21 protein-coding genes and 2 tRNA genes are annotated in these 24,453 nt (G+C 64.6%); 14 read left to right on the top strand and 9 right to left on the bottom strand.

Annotated features, from left to right (window positions below; translation table 11 throughout):
• Positions 1-295: 295 nt before the first annotated feature.
• From E2583_RS02975 to E2583_RS02960, 4 genes are all read right to left on the bottom strand, one after another.
• Positions 296-1,369, bottom strand: coding sequence for a tripartite tricarboxylate transporter substrate-binding protein (locus E2583_RS02975; RefSeq protein ID WP_291593100.1), 1,074 nt, complete (start codon positions 1,367-1,369; stop codon positions 296-298).
• Positions 1,362-2,231 (bottom strand): carboxylating nicotinate-nucleotide diphosphorylase, encoded by an 870-nt coding sequence (nadC, locus tag E2583_RS02970; RefSeq protein ID WP_291593099.1) that lies wholly within the window; start codon positions 2,229-2,231, stop codon positions 1,362-1,364. The genes E2583_RS02975 and nadC overlap by 8 nt, the downstream gene beginning before the upstream one ends.
• Positions 2,232-2,378: 147 nt before the next feature.
• The gene (locus E2583_RS02965) at positions 2,379-3,317 is read right to left on the bottom strand and encodes a hypothetical protein (protein WP_291593098.1); all 939 of its coding nucleotides are present in this window, start codon (positions 3,315-3,317) and stop codon (positions 2,379-2,381) included.
• 48 nt (positions 3,318-3,365) lie between these two features.
• Complete coding sequence (locus E2583_RS02960) at positions 3,366-4,754, bottom strand: diguanylate cyclase (protein ID WP_291593097.1); 1,389 nt, start codon at positions 4,752-4,754, stop codon at positions 3,366-3,368.
• 406 nt (positions 4,755-5,160) lie between these two features.
• Between E2583_RS02960 and E2583_RS02955 the strand changes: the two genes are divergently transcribed.
• Entirely contained in the window at positions 5,161-6,069 is a 909-nt protein-coding gene (locus tag E2583_RS02955; protein ID WP_291593095.1) for an SDR family NAD(P)-dependent oxidoreductase, read from the top strand.
• On the top strand, positions 6,066-6,989 hold the full coding sequence (locus tag E2583_RS02950; protein ID WP_291593093.1) for an NAD(P)-dependent oxidoreductase: 924 nt from the start codon (positions 6,066-6,068) through the stop codon (positions 6,987-6,989). Before E2583_RS02955 ends, E2583_RS02950 begins: the two co-directional genes overlap by 4 nt.
• Positions 6,990-7,095: 106 nt before the next feature.
• Here the strand turns inward: E2583_RS02950 and ychF are convergent, their stop codons facing one another.
• From ychF to E2583_RS02935, 3 genes are all read right to left on the bottom strand, one after another.
• Positions 7,096-8,190 carry a redox-regulated ATPase YchF gene (ychF, locus tag E2583_RS02945; protein WP_291593092.1) on the bottom strand — a complete coding sequence of 365 codons (1,095 nt, stop codon included), beginning with the start codon at positions 8,188-8,190 and terminating at the stop codon, positions 7,096-7,098.
• Between the two features lie 381 nt (positions 8,191-8,571).
• A complete protein-coding gene (locus tag E2583_RS02940) occupies positions 8,572-8,778 on the bottom strand; it encodes a hypothetical protein (protein WP_291593090.1) in 207 nt (68 codons plus the stop codon).
• A gap of 118 nt (positions 8,779-8,896) precedes the next feature.
• Positions 8,897-9,784, bottom strand: a complete 888-nt coding sequence (locus E2583_RS02935) for an MOSC N-terminal beta barrel domain-containing protein (RefSeq protein ID WP_291593088.1) — start codon at positions 9,782-9,784, stop codon at positions 8,897-8,899.
• Positions 9,785-9,947: 163 nt separating this feature from the next.
• Here E2583_RS02935 and E2583_RS02930 point away from each other — a divergent pair, with 163 nt between their 5' ends.
• The 7 genes from E2583_RS02930 (at position 9,948) to E2583_RS02900 (ending at position 16,598) form a co-directional block, all read left to right on the top strand.
• Positions 9,948-11,075, top strand: coding sequence for an FAD-dependent monooxygenase (locus E2583_RS02930; protein ID WP_291593087.1), 1,128 nt, complete (start codon positions 9,948-9,950; stop codon positions 11,073-11,075).
• 127 nt (positions 11,076-11,202) lie between these two features.
• Positions 11,203-11,910 carry a DsbC family protein gene (locus E2583_RS02925; protein ID WP_291593085.1) on the top strand — a complete coding sequence of 236 codons (708 nt, stop codon included), beginning with the start codon at positions 11,203-11,205 and terminating at the stop codon, positions 11,908-11,910.
• Between the two features lie 94 nt (positions 11,911-12,004).
• Complete coding sequence (locus E2583_RS02920; protein WP_291593083.1) at positions 12,005-13,822, top strand: peptidase M61; 1,818 nt, start codon at positions 12,005-12,007, stop codon at positions 13,820-13,822.
• 97 nt (positions 13,823-13,919) lie between these two features.
• Positions 13,920-14,699 carry an enoyl-CoA hydratase gene (locus E2583_RS02915; protein WP_291593081.1) on the top strand — a complete coding sequence of 260 codons (780 nt, stop codon included), beginning with the start codon at positions 13,920-13,922 and terminating at the stop codon, positions 14,697-14,699.
• Positions 14,700-14,773: 74 nt separating this feature from the next.
• Positions 14,774-14,850: transfer RNA gene (locus E2583_RS02910), tRNA-Met, on the top strand.
• Positions 14,851-14,978: 128 nt separating this feature from the next.
• A tRNA-Met gene (locus E2583_RS02905) sits at positions 14,979-15,055 on the top strand.
• Positions 15,056-15,428: 373 nt separating this feature from the next.
• On the top strand, positions 15,429-16,598 hold the full coding sequence (locus E2583_RS02900; RefSeq protein ID WP_291593119.1) for an MFS transporter: 1,170 nt from the start codon (positions 15,429-15,431) through the stop codon (positions 16,596-16,598).
• Positions 16,599-16,744: 146 nt separating this feature from the next.
• On the opposite strand, the gene E2583_RS02895 is transcribed toward E2583_RS02900, so the two are convergent.
• Positions 16,745-17,650, bottom strand: coding sequence for a LysR family transcriptional regulator (locus tag E2583_RS02895; protein ID WP_291593079.1), 906 nt, complete (start codon positions 17,648-17,650; stop codon positions 16,745-16,747).
• A gap of 110 nt (positions 17,651-17,760) precedes the next feature.
• Here E2583_RS02895 and mdlC point away from each other — a divergent pair, with 110 nt between their 5' ends.
• The 4 genes from mdlC to E2583_RS02875 all read left to right on the top strand — a co-directional run bounded on the left by mdlC (position 17,761) and on the right by E2583_RS02875 (position 22,432).
• A complete protein-coding gene (gene mdlC, locus E2583_RS02890; protein WP_291593077.1) occupies positions 17,761-19,377 on the top strand; it encodes a benzoylformate decarboxylase in 1,617 nt (538 codons plus the stop codon).
• A gap of 21 nt (positions 19,378-19,398) precedes the next feature.
• Positions 19,399-20,340: a 2-dehydropantoate 2-reductase gene (locus tag E2583_RS02885; protein WP_291593074.1), complete on the top strand. Its 942-nt coding sequence runs from the start codon at positions 19,399-19,401 to the stop codon at positions 20,338-20,340.
• A 62-nt stretch (positions 20,341-20,402) separates the two neighbouring features.
• Entirely contained in the window at positions 20,403-21,374 is a 972-nt protein-coding gene (locus E2583_RS02880) for a tripartite tricarboxylate transporter substrate binding protein (RefSeq protein WP_291593072.1), read from the top strand.
• Positions 21,375-21,403: 29 nt separating this feature from the next.
• Positions 21,404-22,432 carry a tripartite tricarboxylate transporter substrate binding protein gene (locus tag E2583_RS02875; RefSeq protein ID WP_291593070.1) on the top strand — a complete coding sequence of 343 codons (1,029 nt, stop codon included), beginning with the start codon at positions 21,404-21,406 and terminating at the stop codon, positions 22,430-22,432.
• Positions 22,433-22,596: 164 nt separating this feature from the next.
• Here E2583_RS02875 and E2583_RS02870 read toward each other — a convergent pair whose 3' ends face one another.
• Complete coding sequence (locus tag E2583_RS02870) at positions 22,597-23,469, bottom strand: TOBE domain-containing protein (protein ID WP_291593067.1); 873 nt, start codon at positions 23,467-23,469, stop codon at positions 22,597-22,599.
• A 97-nt stretch (positions 23,470-23,566) separates the two neighbouring features.
• Here E2583_RS02870 and modA point away from each other — a divergent pair, with 97 nt between their 5' ends.
• On the top strand, positions 23,567-24,373 hold the full coding sequence (modA, locus tag E2583_RS02865; protein ID WP_291593064.1) for a molybdate ABC transporter substrate-binding protein: 807 nt from the start codon (positions 23,567-23,569) through the stop codon (positions 24,371-24,373).
• Positions 24,374-24,453: the final 80 nt, after the last annotated feature.

Below are 24,453 nucleotides of genomic sequence, written 5' to 3'. Positions count from 1 at the left end.
CACGTCCAAGTCCGTGCGCCACGGCCCCCTCCAGAGATGGGCATCCAAGCGGGACTCCTCCGTGCGATGGACGGCAATGCATGCCGCCGTGGCGCCACGGTCTGGTGCCCTGATCCCAGTCTTCGATTATCAAATCCGCCCGTCGGCAAGGCGAGCCTGCCTTGGGAAGCGAGGCATGGCTTTTGGTTGCTCATGGCTATACCTTGGTATAGCGAATCCGTCATATTCCAGAAACAGAACAGGCCACCTTTGCAGGTGGCCTGTCACGGATACGGGGCCCGGCACCGGCCGCGGGTCAATCGACCTTGAGCCCGAGCTGAGCGGTCACGGCCGCATAGCGCGCCATATCGGCCGCGATGAGCTGACCGAACTGGGCGGCAGACTCCCTGCCCGGCACGTAGCCCTGCTCGCGCAGCGCCTGCTGCATCTCTGGCTCGGCCAGTATCTGCGCCAGCAGCCGATGCAGACGATCGATCACAGGCGCCGGCGTGGCGGCCGGCGCCAGCAAGCCATGCCACTGCTCCACGGCGAAATCCGCCACGCCCAGCTCGACCAGAGTGGGCACACCGGCAAGCTGGGCCGAGCGCTGACGACCGGTCACCGCCAGAGCGCGCAGGCGCCCGTCGGCAATCAGCGGTGCAGCCGTGCTGATGGTCACCACGCCCACCGGCACCTGGCCCGCAGCCACGGCCAAGGCCGCCGGACCGCAGCCCTTGTAGGGAACATGCTGCAGGCGCGCGTGCGTGGCCTGGGCCAGCATCTCGGCCGCCATGTGCTGTGGCGTGCCATTGCCGCAGCTCGCAATCGCTGGGGCCGCTCCATCTGCGGACGGCGCCAGCGCCTCGGTCAGGGACGGTGTGCCAACTGCCACGGCACTGTCCTGTGTGGCACTGTCCTCGGCGGCACTTTTCTGCACGGCACGTTCCGGCGGCTGCACCAGCACCGACGCGATGGTGCCCGCGTTGAACACGGCTCGGAAGTCGCGGAGCGGATCGAAATCGAGCTGCCGGTAGACGCCGGGATTGATGGCAAACGCGCTGTTGACCATGAGCAGCACGCTGCCGTCGGCTGCGGCACGCGCCACCTCGCGCGCACCGATGTTGCCGCTGGCGCCGGGGCGGTTCTCCACCACCACGCTCTGGCCCATGCGCTGCTGCAGGGCCGCACCCAGCCGGCGCGCCAGCCAGTCCGTGCCGCCGCCGGGCGGAAAGGTCACGACGATGGTGATGGGCTTGGCCAGGCCCGCCGCCGCCAGGGCTCCCCTGTGCGATTGCCACACGCCCGCGAGCGCCAGGGCCAGCACCGCTGCGGCCGCCATCGCGATGCGACGGACCGCCGACCCCGCCCTGAAGCACGGCATCTCAGGCATCCAGGCCGATGTCGAGCACACGCGCACTGTGCGTGAGCCAGCCCACGGCGATCTGGTCCACACCGGTGGACGCCACTGCGGGCGCAGTCTCGGGCGTGATGCGCCCCGAAGCTTCGGTGATGGCCCGGCCCTTGCACATGGCGACTGCCCTGCGCAGATCCTCCAGACTCATATTGTCCAGCAGCACCACATCCACGCCCAGCTGCAGCGCCACCTCCAGCTGCGCCAGCGTGTCGACCTCCAGCTCGATCTTGACCATATGCCCCACGCCGGCGCGTGCGCGCCCCACGGCCGTGGCGACATCGCCGGCCAGAGCGATATGGTTGTCCTTGATGAGCACCGCGTCGTCCAGACCGAAGCGATGGTTGCTGCCGCCGCCGACGCGCACCGCGTACTTCTGCAGGGCACGCAGGCCCGGGAGGGTCTTGCGCGTGCAGGTCACCCGCGTGCCGAAGGGCTTGATGGCTCGGGCAATCGAATGCGTGGCAGTGGCCACGCCGCTGAGATGGCAGAGGTAATTGAGCGCCGTGCGCTCGGCCGTGAGAAGGGCACGGCTTTTGCCGCGAATGCGGGCGATCTCCATGCCAGGCTGCAGCAGCGCGCCGTCTGCGCAGCGCAGGTCGAACTCCAGGCGGCCATCCATCAGCACAAAGGCCAGGCGTGCCAGATCGAGACCGGCCAGCACCCCCTCCTGCCTGGCCACCAGGCGCAGCTCATCCACGGCGTCTGCGGGAACAATGGTGTCGGTGCTCAGGTCTCCGGCGCGCCCCAGATCTTCCAGCAAGGCCATGCGCACCAGCGGCTCCAGCATCACATCGGGCAATGAGGGAATGGGCAGGGCTGCAACGTCATTAATGCTCATTTTGAGTATTTGTAGTTCAAAAAAAAGCGCAGGCCTTGGGATCGCTTTCAGACCTCGCGCAGACGGACTTATGCTAAATCTGAGCATTATTTAAGTCAAGCCGCTGCGCAGTGCAAAATTCCTCCACACGGAGCCTGAAACGGGTGGCTAGTGACTTCTGGCCAGCGGCAGCTTGTTGCCCGCAATCGCACGTTCCAGCATCACATTGCGCCGGAAGCGGAACAGCTTGGCCGGGCGGCCCGCCCCCACGGCCGTCATCTGGCCGGTTTCCTCCACCAGCGCCTGCTGCTCGATCAGGCGGCGGAAGTTCTGCTTGTGCAGGCCGCGCCCGGCCAACGCCTCCACGGTCTGCTGCAGCTGCAGCAGCGAGAACTCCTCGGGCATCAGCTCGAACACCACGGGCCGGTACTTGATCTTGGCGCGCAAACGGGCCATGCCGGTGGCAAGAATGCGGCGGTGATCGTTGCTCATGGCCGCACCGGGCAGCAGTGGTGCGGCACTGCCGCCGTCTCCCTCTCCCCAGGCTTCGGGCACCACGGCGGCCTCGAACAGCAGTTCGTAGCGCTGCAGCACCAGCTCTTCGTTCCACTCGTGCTCATCGAGACCAAAAGTCATGGCTGCTCTTTGCCATCTTGCACCGCGTGCCACGCTGTCCGAGGCGCTTTCGCTCCAGGCATGCAACGCCGGCGCAATGCGCTCGGCGATCACCCCGGGCATGCCCTCGCGCCAGTCCTCCCACGGGAAGTAGCGGTACCAGTCCTGCCAGCCCGGCTGCGCGGAACCGGCCTCGTCCAGCTCCTGCGTCAGCGCCAGATAGCTGATGGAGATGACATGCATGCCCAGTTGCTGCGAGCGCTCTCGATCGGCAAACGTGTAGAGCTGCTCCACAAAGCCCAGCGGATGATGGGTCTGCTTCTCCACCCAGGCGCGCAGGCTGGCCTGCAGCGAGCGGTGGTTGCTGGTAAAGGGCCCGGCAGGCAGCGTCCGCCCGGACCCGGTGGTCAGGATGCGGGGCTGGCCGCCCGTGACGGCAACCAGCACTGCCACTAGATCAGCCTGCACGGAATGCAGTTCGGAATTGTTCAAACCACTCAAAAGCTTTGGAGACAACAGGGACGGTAGAAAGGACAAATTCTACGGTGAGGCGGACCCGCTCCAGGGCTTATCCGGACTCTGTACTGAAAAGGCCAGAGCATCGCACTGCGCCAGAACCTCGTGCGCCTGCACCAACGGCATGTTCATCGTCCCCGTGGCCACCGCCACCTGATTGCGCCCGCGGTGCTTGGCACGGTAGAGCGCCGCGTCCGCGCGCCTGAGCAGATCATCCTCCGTTTCACCGGCCTCCCAGAGCCCGACCCCCAGCGAGAGGGTGAAACGCCCGACTTCGGGGTCCGAGCATGCTTCAACCGCCGCCCGAATGCGTTCGGCCAGGCTCACGGCCACGCCGAGGCTGGCGTCCGGGAGGATGATCAGGAACTCCTCACCGCCCCAGCGCACGGCATGGTCAAAGCGCCGGACCTTGCCGGAGAGCACCTGTGCCACCATCTTGAGCACGCGGTCACCGGCGACATGGCCAAAGCCGTCGTTGACCTGCTTGAAGAGGTCGATGTCACCCAGGATCACGCCATAGGGGCGCAGCTGGTTCTGCGCCTGCAACTGGCTGCGCTTGAGCTCGGCCTCGCCTGCATGGCGATTGAGCAGCCCCGTCAGCTTGTCCCGGTTGGCGCGCTCGCGCAGCTCCATCTCTCGCTTGATCATGCGGCTGATGTCCTTGGATGCCCCCACATAGTGGCTGACCTGGCCCGACTCGTCGCGCAGTGCCGCAATGCTCTGCTCTGCGTAATACACGTCGCCACTCTTGTGGCGGTTGATGAAGGTGGCGCGAAAGTTGTGCCCCAGACTCAATGCCTCCTGCAACTGGGCGTAGAACTCGGGCTCGTGCAGACCCGAGCGCAGCATCTCGGTAGGACGGCCCAGCAGCTCGGCCGCGCTATAGCCCGTCAAGGCTTCAAAGGCCTGGTTGACGAAGACAATGGTGGAATGGCGGTCCGTGATCAGAATGCCGTCATTGGCCGCATTCAAGGCCCTGGCCAGCAGTGCGCGCTCCTGCTCTGCCTGCACGCGCTCCGAGATATCGCGCTGCACGGCCACAAAGTGCCGGATCACGCCCCGCTCGTCACGCACCGGAGAGATATTCCACTCCACGTGGTAGCTGCCGCCATCCTTGCGGTAGTTCACCACGCTGCCCTGAAATGGCAGCCCCTGCTCCAGGCAGTCATGCAGGCGCTGCAACACCAGCGGGTCCGTGAGCGGACCCTGCAGCATGCGCGGCGAGCGGCCCAGCAGCTCTGCTTCGGCGTAGCCGGTCATCTCGCACAGGGCCGCATTGCAGTACTCGATCACCGGCCCTTCTCCGCCCAGCCCGGCATCGGTAATCATCACCGCACAGAAGGACTGTCCCATGGCAATCTCCAGCAACTGGCCGGTGATCGTTCGCTTTGCAGTGGCATTGGCACGAATCATGTTGGAGACCTCGAGCGCACAGTGCAGTCGTGAGGGCTCATTATTCGTTACTTTGCGTCACTTGCGTATACCAAGACTGCGCGGCCTGCCCGCACGCACCAAGCGGACTGCGGCTGTCTGCGCTCCATGCACCGGCCTGAAACCCTAGGGCTTTTCCCCTAGCCGCCAGGCCTGCCCTCTCTTCCCGCGCGTATCAGCCTTGTGCCCGGACGTCGATAGTCCGAACTGGGTATATCCCATCGCTGGCTGGCACGAATACTGAGGACAGCTCCGGCGACGCTGACAGATGTCCCGGCCTGCCTTGCCGGAGCCGCTGACCGGCAGGACCGGGAGATTCGGCCACGGCGGCTCCCGCTCCGGCCATTTCCATCTTTCAACAAGCACCGGTGAATGGAAAGGATGCTAGATGATTGACTTCAAAGGAAGAACCGTTCTCGTGACGGGCGGCGGCGCCGGCATAGGGCGCGCGGTTGCCGAGGCCTTCGGCCAGGCCGGAGCGCGCATCGTGATTGCCGAAATCAGGCCCGGGCTGGTTGCCGATGCACGCGAATCGCTGAAGCACGCGGGGATCGATGCGCTGGTGGTGCAGGCCGACATGACCCGTGAGGCCGATGTGCGGGCCCTGGCGCAGACCATAGATCAACGCTATGGGAGCCTGGATGTGCTGGTCAACAACGTGGGGGACTTTGTCATCGCCAAGCGCTTCGAGGAGTTCAGCGATGCGGAGATCGACCAGGTGTATGCGCTGAACATGCGCCATGTCTTCAGTGTCACCCGGGCCATGATTCCGCTGCTGCGCAGGAACGCTCCGGGCTCGAGCATCATCAGCATCTCTTCCATCGAGGCCTTGCGCGGCGCGCCGACCTGCGCCGCCTACTCGGCGTTCAAAGCCGCCATCGGCGGCTTCTCGCGCAGCCTGGCGCTGGAACTGGGCCCCGAAGGCATCCGCGTCAACGTGATTGCTCCCGAGACCACGGAAACCCCTCAGGTGCCTGTCAGTCTGGCCATCCCCGACGGCAACAAGCACCATATTCCGCGCTGGATTCCACTGGGCCGCTTCGGCCAGCCCAGCGACTGTGCAGGCGCAGCCCTCTACCTGGCCAGCCCCCTGGCCTCCTGGGTCACCGGCATCACGCTCAGCGTGGACGGAGGGGCTCTGGCGGCAGGAGGCTGGACGCAGGCTCCCGGCGGCGTCTGGACCGTCATTCCGGTCATCACAGGCACCGGCTTTGTGGATGCCAACGCCGACAACGCCATTCCCTCGGCGATCTTCGACCGCAGCGCAAACCTTCAAACCACCACAGAGTCCGCATGAAAATTCTTGTTGTCGGAGGCACAGGCCTTCTGGGCGGTCATGCCGCCCTTCACCTTCAGTCCCTGGGCCACCAGGTCAGCATCGCCGCACGCAAGCCGGCGCCAGCCGGCACGCCCATGGCGCAGCTGCCCTTCAAAACCATCGATTACGTGTCCGGCCGCACCCGACCCGAGGAGCTGCAAGGCTTCGACGCCATGGTGTTTGCTGCCGGCAATGACATCCGCCATGTTCCGCCCGACTCGGACGCGGCAGCCCACTGGCTGCACGCCAACGGCGAGGCCCTGCCCCGCTTCTTCGCCCTGGCACGCGATGCCGGCGTGCGCAAGGCCGTGCTGATCGGGAGCTTCTACCCCCAACTGGATATCCGGCTGACCGAGCGCGACCCCTATGTGCGCTCGCGTCATCTGGCCTGCGTGGGAGTCCGCGCACTGGCCACCCCGGGCTTCGAGGTCTGTAGCCTGAACGCACCCTTCATGGTCGGCGCGGTCCCTGGTCTGCCCAGCCCCATCTTCGAAGCCTATACCGCCTATGCCCAAGGCCGTCTCGGCGACATTCCGGTCTTCGGCCCCACGGGCGGCACCAACTTCATGTCGGTACGCTCGCTGTCCGAGGCCATAGCCGGTGCGCTGGAAAATGGCGAATCGGGCAAGGCCTATTTGCTGGGCGATGAAAACCTGCGCTTTTCCGACTTCTTCAAGCTGTTCTTCGAGGCCGTGGGCAGCGACACCCAAGTACCCGAAAAAGACGAGAGCCACCCGCTGATGCCCGACGCAGTGATCTACGCCGGGCGCGGCACCCCGGTCAACTATCAACCCAGTGCCGAGGCGCAAAAGCACCTGAACTACCGCCGCAACGACATCCGGGCGGCCGTGCGGCAAGCCGTGGAACAGGTGCTGGGCGCACAGCTCCAGTCTGCCTGATCAGTCCGGCCCGGCGCCTGCCGCCGCCAGCCGATGCCGAAACAGGCAACAAAAAAGCCCCGCCATGACTGGCGGAGCTTTTTGGCGCTGCAATACGCAGCAGGCGTCAGACGTTGAACAGGAAGTTCATCACATCGCCGTCCTTGACGATGTATTCCTTGCCTTCTGCGCGCATCTTGCCGGCATCCTTGGCACCCTGCTCGCCCTTGTAAGCGATGTAGTCTTCAAAGGCAATGGTCTGGGCACGGATGAAGCCTCGCTCGAAGTCGCCATGGATCACGCCCGCAGCCTGGGGAGCCGTTGCGCCCACGCGCACGGTCCAGGCACGCACTTCCTTTTCACCGGCGGTGAAATAAGTCTGCAGGCCCAGCAGCTTGAAGCCGGCACGGATCAGGCGGTTCAGACCCGGCTCTTCCAGACCCAGCTCCTGCAGGAACATATCGCGGTCTTCATCTTCCATCTCGGCCATTTCTGCCTCGATCTTTGCGCAGATGGCCACCACGGGTGCGCCCTGGGCCTGGGCGTATTCCTTGAGTCGATCCAGCAGAGGATTGTTCTCGAAGCCGTCTTCGGACACATTGCCCACGAACATGGCAGGCTTGGCCGTGATCAGGCAGAAAGGCTTGAGCAGGGGCGCATCCTCCTTGGAGACCTCCACCACGCGAGCGGGCTTGCCCTCATTCAGCGCAGCCTGAATGGGCGTCAGCAATGCCACCAGCTTGGCGGCTTCCTTGTCGTTGCCGGACTTGGCTGCCTTGCTGTAGCGGTTCAGTGCCTTTTCCACGGTGGCCAGGTCGGCCAGGCACAACTCGGTCTGAATGACTTCGATGTCGGCAATCGGGTCCACCTTGCCGGCCACGTGGATCACGTTGGGGTCTTCGAAGCAGCGCACCACGTTGACGATCGCGTCGGTCTCGCGGATGTGGGCCAGGAACTGGTTGCCCAGACCTTCGCCCTTGGAGGCGCCTGCCACCAGGCCGGCGATGTCCACAAACTCCACAATGGCAGGAACGATGCGTTCGGGCTTGACGATCTCGGAGAGCTGATCCAGACGCGGATCTGGCACCTCGACGACGCCGGTATTGGGCTCGATCGTGCAGAAGGGATAGTTTTCGGCGGCGATGCCGGCCTTGGTCAGGGCGTTGAAAAGAGTGGACTTGCCCACGTTGGGCAGGCCCACGATGCCGCATTTGAGGCTCATGGAAATTCCTTATGTATCAATGCACTATCGAGCACCACACCCATGTGGCGGAAGTGCCCGACCCGCATCGGCGCGAATCTGGTTCTTCTGAAGCGCGCCCCCGGGGCACTCTGTTCATCCACAGTTTCGTCCCGGTTTGGCCACGCAAAGCCCATGATTGTAATGACCCGGCAATCTCTGCTCTTGTGCGGTAGATTGCGCCGCCCTTGCTGCCAGCCCGCAAAAAGCCCGCCGCAAGGCGGGCCTGAGGGAGAAATGGGCGAATCAGCTGGCGCTCACCGCTGGCAAATCCGCCCGCATGGGGCCAAACAGCTGCTCCAGGCCTGCGGTCTGTTCCAGCCGCCGGAACTGGGACTGCGAGCGGCACAGGTACTTGGTCATTCAGGGCGTCTGGCAACCGCGCATCAGGGCCGGCACCTTCTGGGCAAACTCCAGCACCCAGTCTCCGGCCTCGCAGCCGATATGGCCATGGCCGTCCGGCAGGCGGAAGTCGCCGCCAGGCGCACGAAAGGTCAGACGGGCGATCTTTCCGGCAAAGGCGCTGCTGCCGGTGAGAACCACGAAATCGCCAGATTTGAACTCAGCCATGCTGCCCTCCCGTCGTTGCTGCTGCCGATGGCCTTATTGGACACTGCTTCGGCGGCATTCCGATTACAGGGATGCCCCAAGTCCTTGAAAGACAAAGACCCATGCCTGGCGTCCGCCCTCAATCAAAGCGCAGATTGCCTGCCAGTTGCTGACCCACGGCCAGCTCCGCCCCTGCATCGACAGCATCGCACAGGCCCAGCACCATCGCATTCATGCCAAAAGTAATGGCACCATCCACACGCGGGTCCTGGCGATATCTGGAAATTGACTCTCCCACCGAAGTGCCTGGCAGGGCGGTATCGGGATCCACATCGGGAATCGGGCAGCGCGTGCAGGGCTTGCAGGGTTTCAGGCTGAGGCCGGGCAGATCCAGCAGATCCAGCTGCTCCACACGATCCTCATCGTGGGCCTCCATATCGGCTATCACGATGTTGGCCCGAAAGCGCCGCGCGTCGACGGCTGCCTCACCGGCCTGCAGCAGTCGCTGATTGAGTTCGTCCACCGCCGACTGGCTGAGCAGCAACAGGGGGTAGCCGTCGGCAAAGTGCACCGGGGCATCGCCGTCGCCCACCCAGCGCTCGCTGGCCCGGCGCGGCCGGGAGGCATCGAAGCGCACCAGGCGGCAATCCTCGGCCAGTGCCTGGCTCAGCCAGTGGCGCGCGGGCTGCGCCCACTCCCCCAGATCCCAGGCATCGACCGAATCCTTCCAGACCCGCACGCGGCATGGGCCGCCCCGCTGCCCCAGGGGAATCTGCAGGCTGTCCATGCCCGGAAAATGCAGCAGCAAATACGCATCCGTGATCTCGGGCCGGATCCATGCCATGCGCGGATGACTGCGCTGGGTCAAGAAAACCCCATCCGCATCCACCACCATCCAGTGCCTGTCCCACTGCAGGCCATGGCGAGAGAGCCTGGCCTGGCTCAGGGCAATGCCGGCACAGGACTTGACGGGGTAAATCCACAGCTCGGAAATCCTGCCCAGCACGTCATAGCGGGTGTCGGTCATCACATCTCCTTCGATTTCGGATTCTTCGTCATTTTGCCTTCAAACCCTTGACTGACAATCGCAGACCGCTATCAACAACATAGTTTCCTGCACGCAGCGGCCCACGGGCCTGAGGTTTCCTCTATGAGCGCAGGCCCTGTCCGCGCCTCCTACAATGCGGGACATGGCGCAAACCTTTGATGTATGTATTCGTGGAGCCGGCATCGCGGGCCGGACCTTGGCTCTTTTGCTGGCGCGTGATCGTCTGCGCGTCGCCCTGGTGGTTCCGCCACAGCCGCGATCCCAGCAGCACAGGGATGTGCGAGCCTATGCGCTCAATGCCAGCTCCAGGGCCGTGCTGCAGTCGCTTCGCTGCTGGCCTGACGAGAAGGATGCGACGCCGGTGGTCGGCATGCAGGTGTTTGGCGATCTCGACGGCCAGGTGGAGTTTCATGCAGCGTCTCAGGACGTGCAGGCCCTGGCCTGGATTGTCGACGTCCCTGCGCTGGAGCAGCGCCTGGCCGAGGCCGTGCGCTATCAGCCCCAGGTGGAAATCGTCGAGCAGCCCGTGGAGGCCGCGCTCACCGCCGTCTGCGAAGGTCGCCACAGCAGCTCGCGCAACGAATTCGGCGTGGAGTTCTCCGTCACGCCCTATTCCCAGCACGCGATTGCCACGCGCCTGCGCTGCGAGCTGCCGCATGGCGGCATTGCACGCCAGTGGTTCACGCCCGAAGGGATTCTGGCCTTCCTGCCCCTGGGCGGCGCCGAAGGTCACGAAGTGGCCGTGGTCTGGTCGCTGGAACACTCTCTGCTGCCCGACTGGCTGCAAAGCGAAGAGGCAAGCTTCACCACCCGCCTGCAGTCCATCAGCCAGGATGCGCTGGGCCAGCTGGAACTGGTGGCCGAACGCGCCAGCTGGCCGCTGCAGCAGGCGGTGGCAGACCGCTGGTGCGGACCGCTGGACAGGAACAGCCCGCAAAGCTGGGTCCTGGCAGGCGACGCCGCCCACAACGTCCATCCGCTGGCCGGCCAGGGTTTGAACCTGGGCCTGGGCGATGTGCAGGCCCTGGCGCGCATCCTGCAGGAGCGCGACTATTGGCGCAGCCCCGCCGATCTGAAGCTGCTGCGCCGCTACGAACGCGAGCGCAAGGCGGCTCTGGCCCCCATGGGCCTGGCCATGGACGGTCTGCAGCAGCTTTTTGCCCGCCCGGAAGTACCCGTGCAGATGCTTCGCAATTGGGGCATGAAGGGTTTCGAGCGAAGCGGCCCGCTCAAGGCCTGGATGGCCAGACAGGCCATGGGCCTGCTCTGAGAAGCAGGCTCGGGGAACCCTTGGCGCGGCCCGCACTCCAAGCAACAGATCTGCCATCCAGGTACCGTGCATGGCAGCCGACTTCAATCCTTTCGCGCTGCAGTCTGCTGCAGCCAAGACATCACCCATGAAACTTGTTGCCTGCCTGCTGGCCTCCGCCAGCCTGACCTTCGGCCTGAGCGTGCACGCCCAGGACGCCAACCTCAAGAAGACGCTGACCGAGCGCATTCCCCAGCTCGAGAAGATCGACGAGGTGCGCTCCACTCCCATGAGCGGTCTGTACGAAGTGCGCGTGGGCACGGACATCTTCTACACCGATGCCAAGGGCAACTATCTGATCCAGGGCGAACTGATCGACACCAAGGCACGCCGCAACCTGACCGAAGACCGCATGACACAGCTCACGGCCGTGGACTTCAAGCAACTGCCCTTCAAGGACGCCATCACCATCGTGCATGGCAAGGGCGAGCGCAAGATGGCCGTGTTCGAAGACCCGAACTGCGGCTACTGCAAGCGCTTTGAAAAAGACCTGCAGAGCGTGGACAACGTCACCATCTATCTGTTCCTCTATCCCATCCTGAGCCCCGACTCGGCCGAGAAGTCGCGCAACATCTGGTGCGCCAAGGATCAGGCCAAGGCCTGGCAGGAGCAGATGCTGAACAGCAAGAACGCCGCTGCCGCCCAGTGCGACCCCGCTGCCATCCAGCGCAATCTGGCCTTCGGCCGCAAGTACAAGATCACCGGCACCCCCACCGTGATCTTCTCCAACAATGTGCGCGTGCCCGGCGCCATCTCGGCTGCCGAAGTCGAGAAGCATCTGGCCGCCGCCAAGTAATCCCTGTCTTATTGCCGGAGCAGCGCGCACCTGATGCCGTTTCAGGCGTGCTGCGGTAGGTCCGCATGCTCCGGCCTGCATTTCTGGAGCTGCCATGACCTCTGTTCTCAACACATCCGGCATTCGCCCCGACATCCGCTTCGTCGTGCAGGCCAGCGCGGTGGACGCCCATCTTTTCGATGTGCAGCTGCATATCGCCCGGCCCACGGCGCAGCTGCTGCTGTCGCTGCCGGTGTGGATTCCTGGCAGCTATCTGGTGCGCGAGTTCTCCAAGAACCTGCAAGGCTTGAGAGCCGTGCAGAACGACCAGCCCGTGGCCGTTCAACAACTCAGCAAAAATCAATGGAAAATTGCCTGCAACGCAGACTCAGCATGCATTGTCAGCTATCAGGTTTGCGCCTATGACACCTCGGTGCGCACGGCCTGGCTGGATCGCCGCCGCGGTTTCTTCAACGGCACCAGCCTGTGCCTGCGCGTGCATGGCCTGGAAGAGCACCCCCATGCGCTGGAGCTGCTTGGCAGCGCCGCCACCGAGGGCTGGCAGGTGGCCACCGGCCTGAAGCCGGCACAGGTCGACGCCAACGGCTTCGGTCTCTACCAGGCCGCCCACTACGATGAGCTGGTGGACTGCCCCGTCGAAATGGGGCGGTTCTGGCGCGGCAGCTTTGAAGCCGGCGGCGTGCCCCATGAATTTGTGGTCGCCGGTGCCGCACCCAGCTTTGATGGCGAGCGCCTGCTGGCCGATACGAAAAAGATCTGCGAAGCCGAGATCGCCTTCTGGCATGCCGACGGCAGCCGGCCGCCCATGGATCGCTATGTCTTCATGCTCAACGTGGTGGATGACAACTATGGCGGCCTGGAGCACCGCAACAGCACGGCGCTGATCTGCGGTCGCCGCGATCTGCCGCGCAAGGGTGAGGCCAGGGCCGGCGAAGGCTACAACACCCTGCTGGGCCTGATCAGCCACGAGTACTTCCACACCTGGAACGTCAAGCGCCTGCGCCCGGCCGAACTGGCCCGCTACGATTACGAGCAGGAGAACTACACCGAGCTGCTGTGGTTCTTCGAAGGCTTTACCAGCTATTACGACGACCTGTTCCTGCGCCGGGCCGGACTGCTGGACAACAGCCAGTACCTCAAGCTCCTCGCGCGCACCATCAACCAGGTGCTGCAGACGCCGGGCCGCCTGGTCCAGTCCGTGGCTGAGGCCAGCTTCGATGCCTGGGTCAAGTACTACCGCCAGGACGAGAACACCGCCAATCACACGGTCAGCTACTACACCAAGGGCTCGCTGGTCGCCCTGTGTCTGGATCTGGCCCTGCGCGCCAATGGCACGGGCAGCCTGGACGAGGTGATGCGCAGCCTGTGGCACCAAAGCGCGGGCGGCCCCATCAGCGAAGCCGACGTGCTGGCCGTGGTCGGCGAAGTGGGCAGCCCCGACATTGCCGCACAGCTCCGCACCTGGGTGCACTCCACCGGCGAGCTGCCCCTGCGCGAACTGCTGGAGCAGCACGGCGTCAAGAGCAAGACCGAGCCTGCACAGCTGGCGCAGAAGCTGGGTCTACGGGTGCAGGAGAACCACAGCGTCCAGATCAAGACCGTGCTGCGCGGTGGCGCGGCCGAGCAGGCCGGCATGATGGCGGCAGACGAGTGGCTGGCCGTTGACGTCAATGACCAGTGCTGGCGCATCAGCAAGCTGGACGATGTGTCGCTGTACGCGGCCGGTGCCGATCGGCTCACGGCCTGGGTGGCCCGCGATCAGCAGATTCTGCAGCTGACGCTGAAGCTGGACGGCCTGCTCGCCAAAACCGCCAGCGAGGATGCAGATAGCGCCAGCCCCACCCACAATCTGGGGCTTGAAATCAGCGACAAGGGCGCCGCAGAGCGCTGGCTGACGGGCATTGCGGCGTGAACCAGACCTCCAAGGTGGCGCTGCTGCGCGACAGCCGGCAGCCAGACTCAGCGGTTATTCTTGGCAGCAGCGTTTCATTCTTTAGCAGGAGACAAACTTGGCCTACGAAACCATCGAAGTCCGCGTGGAAGCGGAAAAAGTCGGCATCATCACGCTGAACCGTCCCAAGCAGCTCAATGCGCTGAACGACCAGCTCATGGACGAACTGGGCGATGCACTCAGGAAGTTCGATGCCGACAAAAGCATTGGCTGCATGATCATCACCGGCAGCGAACGTGCTTTTGCCGCCGGTGCAGACATCGGTGCCATGGCCAAGTACAGCTTTGCCGACGCCTACGGCGGCGACTACATCACGCGCAACTGGGAAACCATTCGCAGCATCCGCAAGCCGGTGATTGCCGCCGTCAGCGGCTTTGCCCTGGGCGGTGGCTGCGAGCTGGCGATGATGTGCGACTTCATCATCGCCGCCGACAATGCCAAGTTCGGCCAGCCCGAAATCAAGCTGGGCGTGATTCCCGGTGCCGGCGGCACGCAGCGCCTGCCGCGTGCCGTGGGCAAGTCCAAGGCCATGGACATGGCCCTGACGGCCCGCATGATGGACGCCACGGAAGCCGAGCGTGCCGGCCTGGTCAGCCGCGTCGTGCCTTTTGACAAGCTCATGGAAGAGACGCTGGGCGCCGCCATCATCATCAGCGGCTTCTCCCAGCTGGCCGTCATGGCTGCCAAGGAGTCCGTGAACCGCGCCTTCGAGAGCGGACTGTCCGATGGCGTGATGTTCGAGCGTCGCCTGTTCCATGCCCTGTTTGCCACCCAGGACCAGAAGGAAGGCATGGATGCCTTCGTGAACAAGCGCCCCGCTCACTTCACCCATCAGTGAACGCCGGATTTTTCGCAAGAAAATTTTGGCGATTCACTTGAACCCGACATTTTTTGCATATAATCGCTGTCTTCGGTCGTATAGCTCAGTTGGTTAGAGCGCAGCATTCATAATGCTGATGTCGCAGGTTCGAGTCCCGCTACGACCACCAGACAGGAACCGCAGTGTTTGCAAAAGCACTGCGGTTTTTTCTTTGCCGCAACGCTCTCTGCAGTCTGCGCACAAAAATTCCCAGCTTGGCTGCCAAGGCCATTTCTTCCTATACAATTGCGGGCTGTCGGTCGTATAGCTCAGTTGGTTAGAGCGCAGCATTCATAATGCTGATGTCGCAGGTTCGAGTCCCGCTACGACCACCAAATCCAGGCCCCAGTTGCTCACGCAGCTGGGGCTTTTCGCTTTTTACAGAGGCGACATGGCGCCGCACTGCCCTTTCTGCCCTGCAGAAATCAGCGCAGATCGCGCCGCCATGCTCCAGCCGCTCAAACTCCCCTTCAAGGACTTTTTCGTGCCCGTTGCACCTCAAGGATGCCGCACGCACGCTGCGTGCCCGCGCGCTGGTCTTGCGCCCAGCGAGGGCCGGCTTTTTTCTGCAGAAGCCGGCCAGCAGGCACCCAAAGTCCGCATTCGCTCAAGGACTCTCCCGTGACCACACAAACCACAGGCGTCGTGGCAGGCATAGCCGCGCCCGCCGCTCCCACAGAAGTCAACGGATACAGCTGGAAAGCACTCATGGGTTCGGCCGTCGGCTATGCCATGGACGGCTTTGACCTTCTGATTCTGGGCTTCATGCTCTCGGCCATCTCCAAGGATCTGAACCTCACGCCCGGCCAGGCCGGCTCTCTCGTGACCTGGACCTTGATCGGCGCCGTCTTCGGCGGCATCGTCTTCGGCATGCTCAGCGACAAATACGGCCGCATCCGCGTGCTGACCTGGACGATTGTGCTGTTTGCCGTCTTCACGGGCCTGTGCGCTTTTGCACAAGGCTATTGGGACTTGCTGATCTACCGCACCATTGCCGGCATCGGCCTAGGGGGAGAGTTCGGCATCGGCATGGCCCTGGCCGCCGAAGCCTGGCCCGCACGCCATCGCGCACGCGTCTCGTCCTATGTGGCGCTGGGCTGGCAGCTGGGCGTGCTGGGCGCAGCCATGTTGACCCCGCTGCTGCTGCCTTCCATCGGCTGGCGCGGCATGTTTCTGGTCGGCGTGATTCCTGCGGTCGTGGCCTGGGTCATCCGCAACAAGCTGCATGAACCCGAAGTGTTCGTGGCACGCAGCAAGAAGGAACAACCCTCGGCCATGCAATGCCTGAAGCTGCTGATGAAGGACAAGGCCACGCGCAGGATCAGCCTGGGCGTGATCGTGCTGACCTCGGTGCAGAACTTCGGCTACTACGGCATCATGATCTGGATGCCCAGCTTTCTGTCCAAGCAGATGGGCTTCAGCCTGACCAAGTCGTCGGTGTGGACGGCCGTCACCATCATCGGCATGTCGCTGGGTATCTGGGTCTTCGGCCAGCTGGCCGACCGCATCGGCCGCAAGCCCACTTTCCTGATCTTCCAGGTCGGTTCCGTGATCTCGGTGCTGGCCTATTCCCAGCTCACCGATGCCACGGCCATGCTGTGGGTGGGAGCCATCATGGGCCTGTGTGTCAACGGCATGATGGGCGGCTATGGTGCCGTCATCAGCGAAGCCTATCCCACCGAAGCCCGCGCCACCGCGCAGAACGTGCTGTTCAACATCGGCCGCGCCGTCGGCGGCCTGGGCCCGGTCGTCATCGGTGCGCTGGCCATGGCCTACTCCTTCCAGGTGGCGATTGCGCTGCTGGCAGCCATCTATGTGCTGGACATGCTGGCCACGGTGTTTCTGATTCCCGAGCTCAAGGGCCGGGAGCTTCAGTAACGCACGCTGTCACCGAAGACCCATGAAACGCCAGAGCCTGAAAAGCCTGGCGTTTTTTGCGTGTTGCCCCCTGCGGGACGCCCGGCAGGGAGACAGCGGCCTCACGCGACGGGCAAGCGCCGGAGCCTCGGGATGACCCGGGTACGCTATCGGCGCTGCCGGAACACATCGCTGACCAGCTCCCGCAGCCACTGGTTTGCAGGCTCCCTGGCGAAGCGCCAGCTCCAGTGCAGCGATACATCGAAGGCACTCTCGGGCAAGTCGGCCTGCAGCACCACATAGCCGCCCTGCGCCTCAAAGGTCTGGGCAATCTCGGCGGGCATGACGACCGCCAGATCCGTCTGCTGCACGATGGAGGGCACGGCCATGAAGTGCGCCGCCGACAGGCGTACCTGATCCTGCAGCTCGAGCTTGCGCAGAATGCGCAGGGTCTCGGAATGCGATCGCACGGCCACATAGTCGAGACTGCGCAAATGCCCGGCTCCCAGCCTGCGCGACTTCAGTCCCCCGAGGACCGGATGCCCCTGACGCAGCAACAGCGCGTAGCGGTCGGACAGCAACACCTTCTGCTGCGTGCCCGTCACACCAGGCAGAAAGCCGATGGCGATGTCCAGCGAACCACGATCCAGGGCGTCGGCAATCTCGCCCATGGGCATGGGCAGGGTTTGCAGCCGCACGTGGGGCGCCCGTCGTCGCAAGGCCTGCATCAGCGGTGGCAGAAAACGTGCTTCGCCGATGTCGCTGAGATGAATGCGAAAGCACTGACTGGCCTGCAAGGGGTCGAAGGTGTGCGCCTCCGCCAGAGCCACTTCCAGGGTTGCAAGCGCCGTTCTCACCGCCTGGGCCAGCCGCTCGGCGCGTGGCGTCGGGCGCACGCCTCCATGCATGCGCTCGAACAGTGGATCGCCCAGCAGTTGCCGCAACCGTGTCACCGCCTGGCTGGCTGCGGGCTGGGACAGGCCCAGCTCCTGCGAGGCACGACTGACGCTGCCGTGGCGGAACACCGCATCGAAAACACGCAGCAGATTGAGGTCCAGGCCCGATATATCCATAAAACGAATATCTCTTAGATGCTTTATTCAATTGCTGGAAATTATCCCTGAAGGCAGGATGGATGCCAACAGAGCCAAGGCGCAGTGCCAGCCCCTCCAGGAGATTTCCTTTGCAAGCCAACACCGTATCCCAAGCCCAGACCCCCGAGGTCTTCACCGTGCGCCACGCCGTCATAGCGATGCTGCGCAAGCTGGGCATGACGCGCATTTTCGGCAACCCCGGCTCGACCGAGCTGCCCCTGTTCCGCGACTATCCCGAGGACTTCTCCTACATCCTCGGCCTGCAGGAGACCGTGGTCGTGGGCATGGCAGACGGCTATGCCCAGGCCACGCGCAATGCCAGCTTCGTGAATCTGCATTCCGCTGCCGGCGTCGGCCACGCCATGGCCAACATCTTCACGGCCTTCAAGAACCGCACGCCCATGGTCATCACAGCCGGCCAGCAGACGCGCTCGCTGCTGCAGTTCGACCCCTTCCTGCACTCCAACCAGGCCGCCGAGCTGCCCAAGCCCTATGTGAAGTGGAGCTGCGAACCCGCCCGCGCAGAGGACGTGCCCCAGGCCCTGGCGCGCGCCTACTACATCGCCATGCAGGAGCCGCGCGGCCCCGTCTTCGTTTCCATTCCTGCCGATGACTGGGATGTGCCCTGCGAGCCCGTCACGCTGCGCGAGGTCGGCTTCGAGACGCGACCCGACCCGCGCCTGCTCGACAAGATAGGCCAGGCCCTGGAGGGCGCGCGCACACCGGCCTTCGTGGTCGGAGCAGCCGTGGACCGCAGCCAGGCCTTCGAGGCCGTCCAGACCCTGGCCGAACGCCACCAGGCGCGCGTCTACGTGGCGCCCATGAGCGGACGCTGCGGCTTCCCCGAAGACCATGCGCTGTTCGGCGGCTTCCTGCCAGCCATGCGCGAGCGCATCGTGGACAGGCTCTCGGGCCATGATGTGGTCTTCGTCATCGGCGCACCGGCCTTCACCTACCACGTCGAAGGCCACGGCCCCTTCATCGCCGAGGGCACGCAGCTGTTCCAGCTCATCGAAGATCCCGCCATCGCCGCCTGGGCGCCCGTGGGCGACGCGGCCGTGGGCAATATCCGCATGGGTGTGCAGGAGCTGCTGGCCCGCCCCCCGGCGCGTGCGCGTACCGCGCTCCAGCCCCGCCCCGCCATCCCGGCGCCAGAAGCGCCAGAACCCGGCCAGCTCATGACTGACGCCTTCCTCATGCACACGCTGGCCCGGGTACGTTCGCGCGACAGCATCATCGTCGAGGAGGCGCCGGGCTCTCGCTCCGTGATTCAGGCCCACCTGCCCATCTACGCAGCCGAAACCTTTTTCACCATGTGCAGCGGCGGCCTGGGACACAGCCTTCCTGCCTCGGTCGGCATCGCGCTGGCCAGGCCCGACAAGAAGGTCATCGGCGTCATCGGCGACGGCTCGGCCATGTACGCCATCCAGGCGCTGTGGAGCGCGGCCCACCTGAGGCTGCCCGTCACCTACATCATCGTCAAGAACCGCCGATACGCGGCGCTGCAGGATTTCTCCAAGGTCTTTGGCTACCGCGAAGGCGAAAAAGTCGAAGGCACGGACCTGCCCGACATCGACTTCGTGGCCCTGGCCAGGGGCCAGGGCTGCGACGGCGTGCGCGTGACCGAGGCCGCCGATCTGGTCCGGGTGCTGGAGGATGCCCTGCGCAGCCCGCGCGCCACGCTGGTCGAGGTCGAGGTCGCCTGACCCGCCCCGAGGAGACAAGACATGCACCATGCACAAGAGCCGCAGGCGGCCACCGTCGGCATCCTGGGCGCAGGAGCCATGGGCACCCTGTTCGGCACCCGCCTGGCCCAGGCCGGCATTCCCGTCACACTGGTGGACATCAACCCCGAGTTGCTCGAGGCCATACGCGAACACGGCGTTCACTGCGAGACCGACCAGGGCCCGCTGCGCGCCCGTGTGCAGGCCCTGCAGGCCCGGGAGCTGAGGCAGCCGCCAGCGCGCTGGCTGATCTTCACCAAGGCCGCCCACACCCAGGCCGCGCTGCAGAGCATTGCCCACGTGATAGGCCCCGAAACCCTGCTGCTCAGCCTGCAAAACGGCATCGGACATATCGAGACCCTGCACGGATTCGCCGATGCGCGACAGATCGCCGTGGGCGTGACCACCTGGCCAGCCCGGTTGCTCGAAGCGGGGCGGGTGAGTTCCCTGGGCAGCGGCAAGATCCGCTTCATGCCGCGTAACGGGCTGGTGGATGCCCGCTTCCAGGACTTCTGCAACGACCTCAACCGCGCGGGACTGCATTGCGAGATCGACCCCGAGGTCGAGACCGCCATCTGGGAGAAACTGGCCTTCAATGCAGCCTTCAACGGCCTGTGCGGCGTCACACGCCAGACCGTGGATGCACTGGCCACCCCCCTGGGCCGCGAGCTGATCCGCGACGTCCTGGACGAGGTCGTGTCCGTGGCCGCAGCCTGCGGCATTGCCATCGACGTTCCACGCCTCCAGGCGACGGTGGAAGATGCGCTGAATCACCATGTGGGTCACCAACCCTCCCTGCTGCAGGACCTCCTGGCGGGACGCCCGACCGAGACCGACTCCATCCACGGATCGGTGGTGCGCGCCGCCGAGCGGCATGGCATTGCCACCCCCGTGACGCGCACCCTTCACCGGCTCATCAGCGTGACACAGCAGCGCACGCCATAAGGCGAGGGCTCACCAAAGGCGGCAAAGACCTGAGCCCAACCATTCACCAACAAGGAGACAACATGCGCAGAACCTTTCTCAAGGCTGGCGTCGCTTGCAGCGTGCAATTCATGCTGGGCAGGACCTATGCCCAGGCGGTATCCGGAAAGCCGGTGGAATGGGTGGTCGGCTTTGCCGCCGGCGGTGGCTCGGATGCCGTTGCACGCAGCGTGGCCGAGGCCTGGGCCAAACCGATCCACCGCAACATCGTGGTGATCAACAAGCCGGGAGCCGGCACCAACATTGCCGCCGAATATGCCGCGCGCTCGCGCGACTACGGAAATCTGGTCTTCACCGCCGACTTCGCCACCCTGGCCGCCAATCCGCACCTGTTCCCCAAACTGGCCTACAACGCCGAGCAGGACTTCGTCCCCATCGGCCTGCTGGCGCGCTTTCCTCTATTGCTGGTCGTCCATAACGAACTGCCGGTGCGCAGCTTCCAGGATTTCGCGGCATGGGCCAAGGCCAACCCCGGCAAGCTCAGCTATGGCAGTCCAGGGCTGGGAACCCCGCACCACCTGGCAACCGAACTGCTGGCCCAGAAGATGGGGGTGAAGATGACCCATGCGCCCTACCGCGGCGCCGGACCGGCCATGCTGGATGTGATCGGCGGGCAGATCCCCTTCATGCTGGTGGACAGTGCCGCAGGGCTGCCCCACATCAATGCGGGCAAGGTGCGGGCCATCGGCGTGGCCAGTGCGCAGAGGCTCAAGAGCCTGCCGCGCACGCGCACGCTCATCGAGCAGGGCGTGGCCGGCTTCGAGGCCTTCGCCTGGCAAGGCCTGGTCGCCCCCAGGGGCACGGACGACGCCACCATACAGGCGTGGTCCAAGACGCTTCAGGAAACCCTGAAAACGCCGGCCGTGCAAGCGCGCTTCGAGGCGCTGGCCCTGGAGCCCCTGCCCAGTACTCCCGAGCAGATGCGCGAGTTCTGGCTCGCCGAGAAGAAGCGCTGGGGCGAGGTCATCAGGACCGCTGGCATCACGCTGGACTAACCGACATCAATCACAAGAAGGAAATGCATATGGAGACACCCATCACTCAACGCCCTTTTTCACGCCTGTCTGCGCACAAGCGGCTGCGCGCCCTGATCCCCAAAAGCTGGGCCGCACTGGGCTTGGCGCTCTGCATGGCACCTGCCGCACAGGCGCAGACCTGGCCGGAGCGTCCCATCCGCCTGATCGTGAACTTCGCCCCGGGGGGCGCCGCCGACGTAATGGGGCGAGCGATCTCTCCCACCATGAGCCAGGTGCTGGGCCAGTCCGTGGTGGTGGACAACAAGCCGGGCGCCAACGGCAATATCGGTATCGGCGAAACCGTGCGCTCGGCCAAGGACGGCTACACGCTGCTGCTGAGCAGCGGCGGCGGCATCAGCATCAATCCACTGATCTACGGCAAGCTGCCTTTCAATCCCGAGAAGGACCTGATCCCCGTGGCTGCCGTGGCACGCGTTCACGTGTTTCTGGAAACCAACCCCAGCCTGCCCGTGAACAACGTGCAGGACTTCATCAGGTACCTGCAGGCCAATCCCGGCAAGCTCTCGTATGGCTCGCCCGGCCCGGGCAGCTCGCCCCATCTGGCCGGCGAGATGTTCAAGCGCGCAGCCAAGGTCGAGGCCAGCCATATTCCCTACAAGGGAGCCGGCCCGGCGCTGACCGATGTGCTCAGCGGCCAGTTGCAGTACTGGTTCGATCCGGGTCCCGGCCTCAAGCAGGTGGAAGCCGGCAAACTCAAGCTGCTGGCCATCGGCAGCCCTCAGCGCTCTCCTCTCTACCCCAAGGTACCCACCCTGGCCGAGAGCGGTCTGCCCGGCTTTGATGCCGACACGCTGTTCGGCATCTACGCTCCCACCGGCACTCCCGCTGCCGTGGTGGAGGCCGTACGCGCCAGCGTGCTCAAGGCACTGGAACAGAAGAACGTGATCGAAGTGCTGCAAGGCCTGGGCTCCACGCCCGAGCCGCGCATGAGCCGCCAGGACTTCGTGGACCATCACGCCAAGGAGCGCGCCCGCTTCGCACCGCTGATCAGGGAAATCGGCTTGAAAGTGGACTAAGACGTGTCCGTTCAACGTGGGAGTCCGGTTGATCCGGAAACTCCCTTGTGGCCGCCCGTCCGCAAGGACCGGCGGTCTTTTTTGGGCTTGTGCAAACAAGAATGCTCAACAGGCATGCCGAACGACACCACACCAGGCCGGATCGGAGTTTGCGCAGCCCGGTTTCAGGAGGACGCCACCGCCACCACCACCGCAGACTCGGCCACTTCCAGCCAGACAGGGTCCTGGGCTACCAGCCCGCTCATGGCCGGTGCGAAGCCCACGATCTGTGCGCCCCAGTCCAGCCGGCAGATGGCCTCGTCGCAAGCCTGGCTCTCTTCGGTCATCGTGGCCGCGCCATAGGTCGCGCGTTGCACCACCGCAGGCCAGATATTGATCGGTTGCGAGGCTGCTGCCGGTCGCTCCTGGCCCAGCCAGACCTTGACGGCCGTGGCCTTGCACAGGGCCAGCACCGGAACGCCGGGTGCCAGGCCCAGCAGTTCATAACTTTCGGGGGTGATACGCGCGGCGATCGTCCAGTCCGAGCCCGCATCGCTGGCGGCACGCAGCCAGACACGAATCTGCCCACCAATGGACTCGACCTTGAGCACGGTGCAAGGCCACTGATTGCGCATGCTGGTCATCAACCCCAGATTGGGCTGGCCACCACCGGGCGTTCCGGCCTGCATGCGCTGCAGCAGCTCGGTACGCACGCGCATCATGGCCTCGGCCGCGTGGAGCAACTCCTCGCCCGCAGGCGTGATCTGCGCACCGCCGCCGCCGGCGCCGCCCACGCTGCGCTCGACCAGCGGCACGCCCGCCAGATTGGTCAAGGTGTCGATGGCCTGCCAGGCCGCCTTGTAGCTCACGCCCACATCGCGTGCAGCCTGGGAGATGGAGCCGCTTTGCGCAATGCCGCGCAGGATGGCAATGCGGCGATCGGCCATGTCATAGCCCAGCGCCTGGGAGACCGAATCGGACGACAGCGCGCCACCCCGGGCAGCCTCGTCACCGGACATCTCCAATTGTTCCTGTTCGAGATTTTCAGTGTCAGACATAGGCCGCCATCATGCCCTGACAGCCAATTTCCTCGCTCGACCTCAGTTGTTCATTCACGCTACACTCGCTATTCCACTAATGAATAGCGAAACATCGATGACTCCCATCACTGCCCGCTCCACCGGTTTTTCCTTTCGACTGGCTCGATCTGCAGCCGTGATCGCGACCGTGACCAGTCCGGTCGTGCTGGGCCTGTGGTCTGCGCAGGCACATGCCGCTGAAGTGGCGGTCGCCGTGGCAGCCAACTTCACCGCCCCCATGAAGAAGATTGCCGCAGAGTTCGAGAAGGACACGGGCCACAGGGCCGAGCTGTCGTTTGGCGCCACCGGCAAGTTCTACGCCCAGATCAACAACGGCGCTCCTTTCGGCATCCTGCTGGCTGCCGACGACACCACACCGGAAAAGCTGGCCAAGGAGGGCAAGGGTGTGGCCGAGTCGCGCTTTACCTACGCCGTCGGCACGCTGGTGCTGTGGAGCCCCAAGGCAGGCTACGTGGACGACAAGGGCTCCGTGCTCAAGACCGGCGACTACCGGCATATCGCGATTGCCAACCCCAAGCTGGCCCCCTACGGCGCGGCGGCCATGGAAGTGCTGGATCAGCTCGGCCTGAGCGCGCAGGTGCAGCCCAGGGTGGTGATGGGGGAGAACATCGCACAGACCTATCAGTTCGCCGCCACCGGCAATGCACAGCTGGGTTTTGTGGCCCTGTCCCAGGTCATGGAGAATGGCAAGATCCGCGAGGGCTCGGCCTGGCAGGTGCCCGGCAGCATGCATGAGCCCATCCGCCAGGACGCGATCGTGCTCAACGGCGCCAAGGACAACGCGGCCGCCACTGCGCTGATGAAGTATCTGCGCAGCCCCAAGGCACATGACATCATCCGCTCCTACGGCTACAGCTTCTGAACGCGTGAACACGCTCTTGGACCTTGTCCACAGAAACTGGCGCCGATTCAACGCAAACCATTCCGCGCCCCCCTTGGCGC

This window comes from Comamonas sp. (genome assembly GCF_009360615.1).
Taxonomy (GTDB): Bacteria; Pseudomonadota; Gammaproteobacteria; order Burkholderiales; family Burkholderiaceae_C; genus Comamonas.
The sequence above is the reverse complement of the archived record's forward strand: the minus strand, read 5'-3'. Positions and strand labels throughout refer to the sequence as shown.

What these genes read in the sequence shown, in the direction of transcription:
- E2583_RS02975 (WP_291593100.1), bottom strand. Translation starts at nt 1,369, where the DNA reads ATGCCTGAGATGCCGTGCTTCAGGGCGGGGTCGGCGGTCCGTCGCATC.
- nadC (WP_291593099.1), bottom strand. Translation starts at nt 2,231, where the DNA reads ATGAGCATTAATGACGTTGCAGCCCTGCCCATTCCCTCATTGCCCGAT.
- E2583_RS02960 (WP_291593097.1), bottom strand. Translation starts at nt 4,754, where the DNA reads ATGATTCGTGCCAATGCCACTGCAAAGCGAACGATCACCGGCCAGTTG.
- E2583_RS02955 (WP_291593095.1), top strand. Translation starts at nt 5,161, where the DNA reads ATGATTGACTTCAAAGGAAGAACCGTTCTCGTGACGGGCGGCGGCGCC.
- E2583_RS02950 (WP_291593093.1), top strand. Translation starts at nt 6,066, where the DNA reads ATGAAAATTCTTGTTGTCGGAGGCACAGGCCTTCTGGGCGGTCATGCC.
- ychF (WP_291593092.1), bottom strand. Translation starts at nt 8,190, where the DNA reads ATGAGCCTCAAATGCGGCATCGTGGGCCTGCCCAACGTGGGCAAGTCC.
- E2583_RS02940 (WP_291593090.1), bottom strand. Translation starts at nt 8,778, where the DNA reads ATGGCTGAGTTCAAATCTGGCGATTTCGTGGTTCTCACCGGCAGCAGC.
- E2583_RS02935 (WP_291593088.1), bottom strand. Translation starts at nt 9,784, where the DNA reads ATGACCGACACCCGCTATGACGTGCTGGGCAGGATTTCCGAGCTGTGG.
- E2583_RS02930 (WP_291593087.1), top strand. Translation starts at nt 9,948, where the DNA reads ATGGCGCAAACCTTTGATGTATGTATTCGTGGAGCCGGCATCGCGGGC.
- E2583_RS02925 (WP_291593085.1), top strand. Translation starts at nt 11,203, where the DNA reads ATGAAACTTGTTGCCTGCCTGCTGGCCTCCGCCAGCCTGACCTTCGGC.
- E2583_RS02920 (WP_291593083.1), top strand. Translation starts at nt 12,005, where the DNA reads ATGACCTCTGTTCTCAACACATCCGGCATTCGCCCCGACATCCGCTTC.
- E2583_RS02900 (WP_291593119.1), top strand. Translation starts at nt 15,429, where the DNA reads ATGGGTTCGGCCGTCGGCTATGCCATGGACGGCTTTGACCTTCTGATT.
- E2583_RS02895 (WP_291593079.1), bottom strand. Translation starts at nt 17,650, where the DNA reads ATGGATATATCGGGCCTGGACCTCAATCTGCTGCGTGTTTTCGATGCG.
- E2583_RS02885 (WP_291593074.1), top strand. Translation starts at nt 19,399, where the DNA reads ATGCACCATGCACAAGAGCCGCAGGCGGCCACCGTCGGCATCCTGGGC.
- E2583_RS02880 (WP_291593072.1), top strand. Translation starts at nt 20,403, where the DNA reads ATGCGCAGAACCTTTCTCAAGGCTGGCGTCGCTTGCAGCGTGCAATTC.
- E2583_RS02875 (WP_291593070.1), top strand. Translation starts at nt 21,404, where the DNA reads ATGGAGACACCCATCACTCAACGCCCTTTTTCACGCCTGTCTGCGCAC.
- E2583_RS02870 (WP_291593067.1), bottom strand. Translation starts at nt 23,469, where the DNA reads ATGTCTGACACTGAAAATCTCGAACAGGAACAATTGGAGATGTCCGGT.
- modA (WP_291593064.1), top strand. Translation starts at nt 23,567, where the DNA reads ATGACTCCCATCACTGCCCGCTCCACCGGTTTTTCCTTTCGACTGGCT.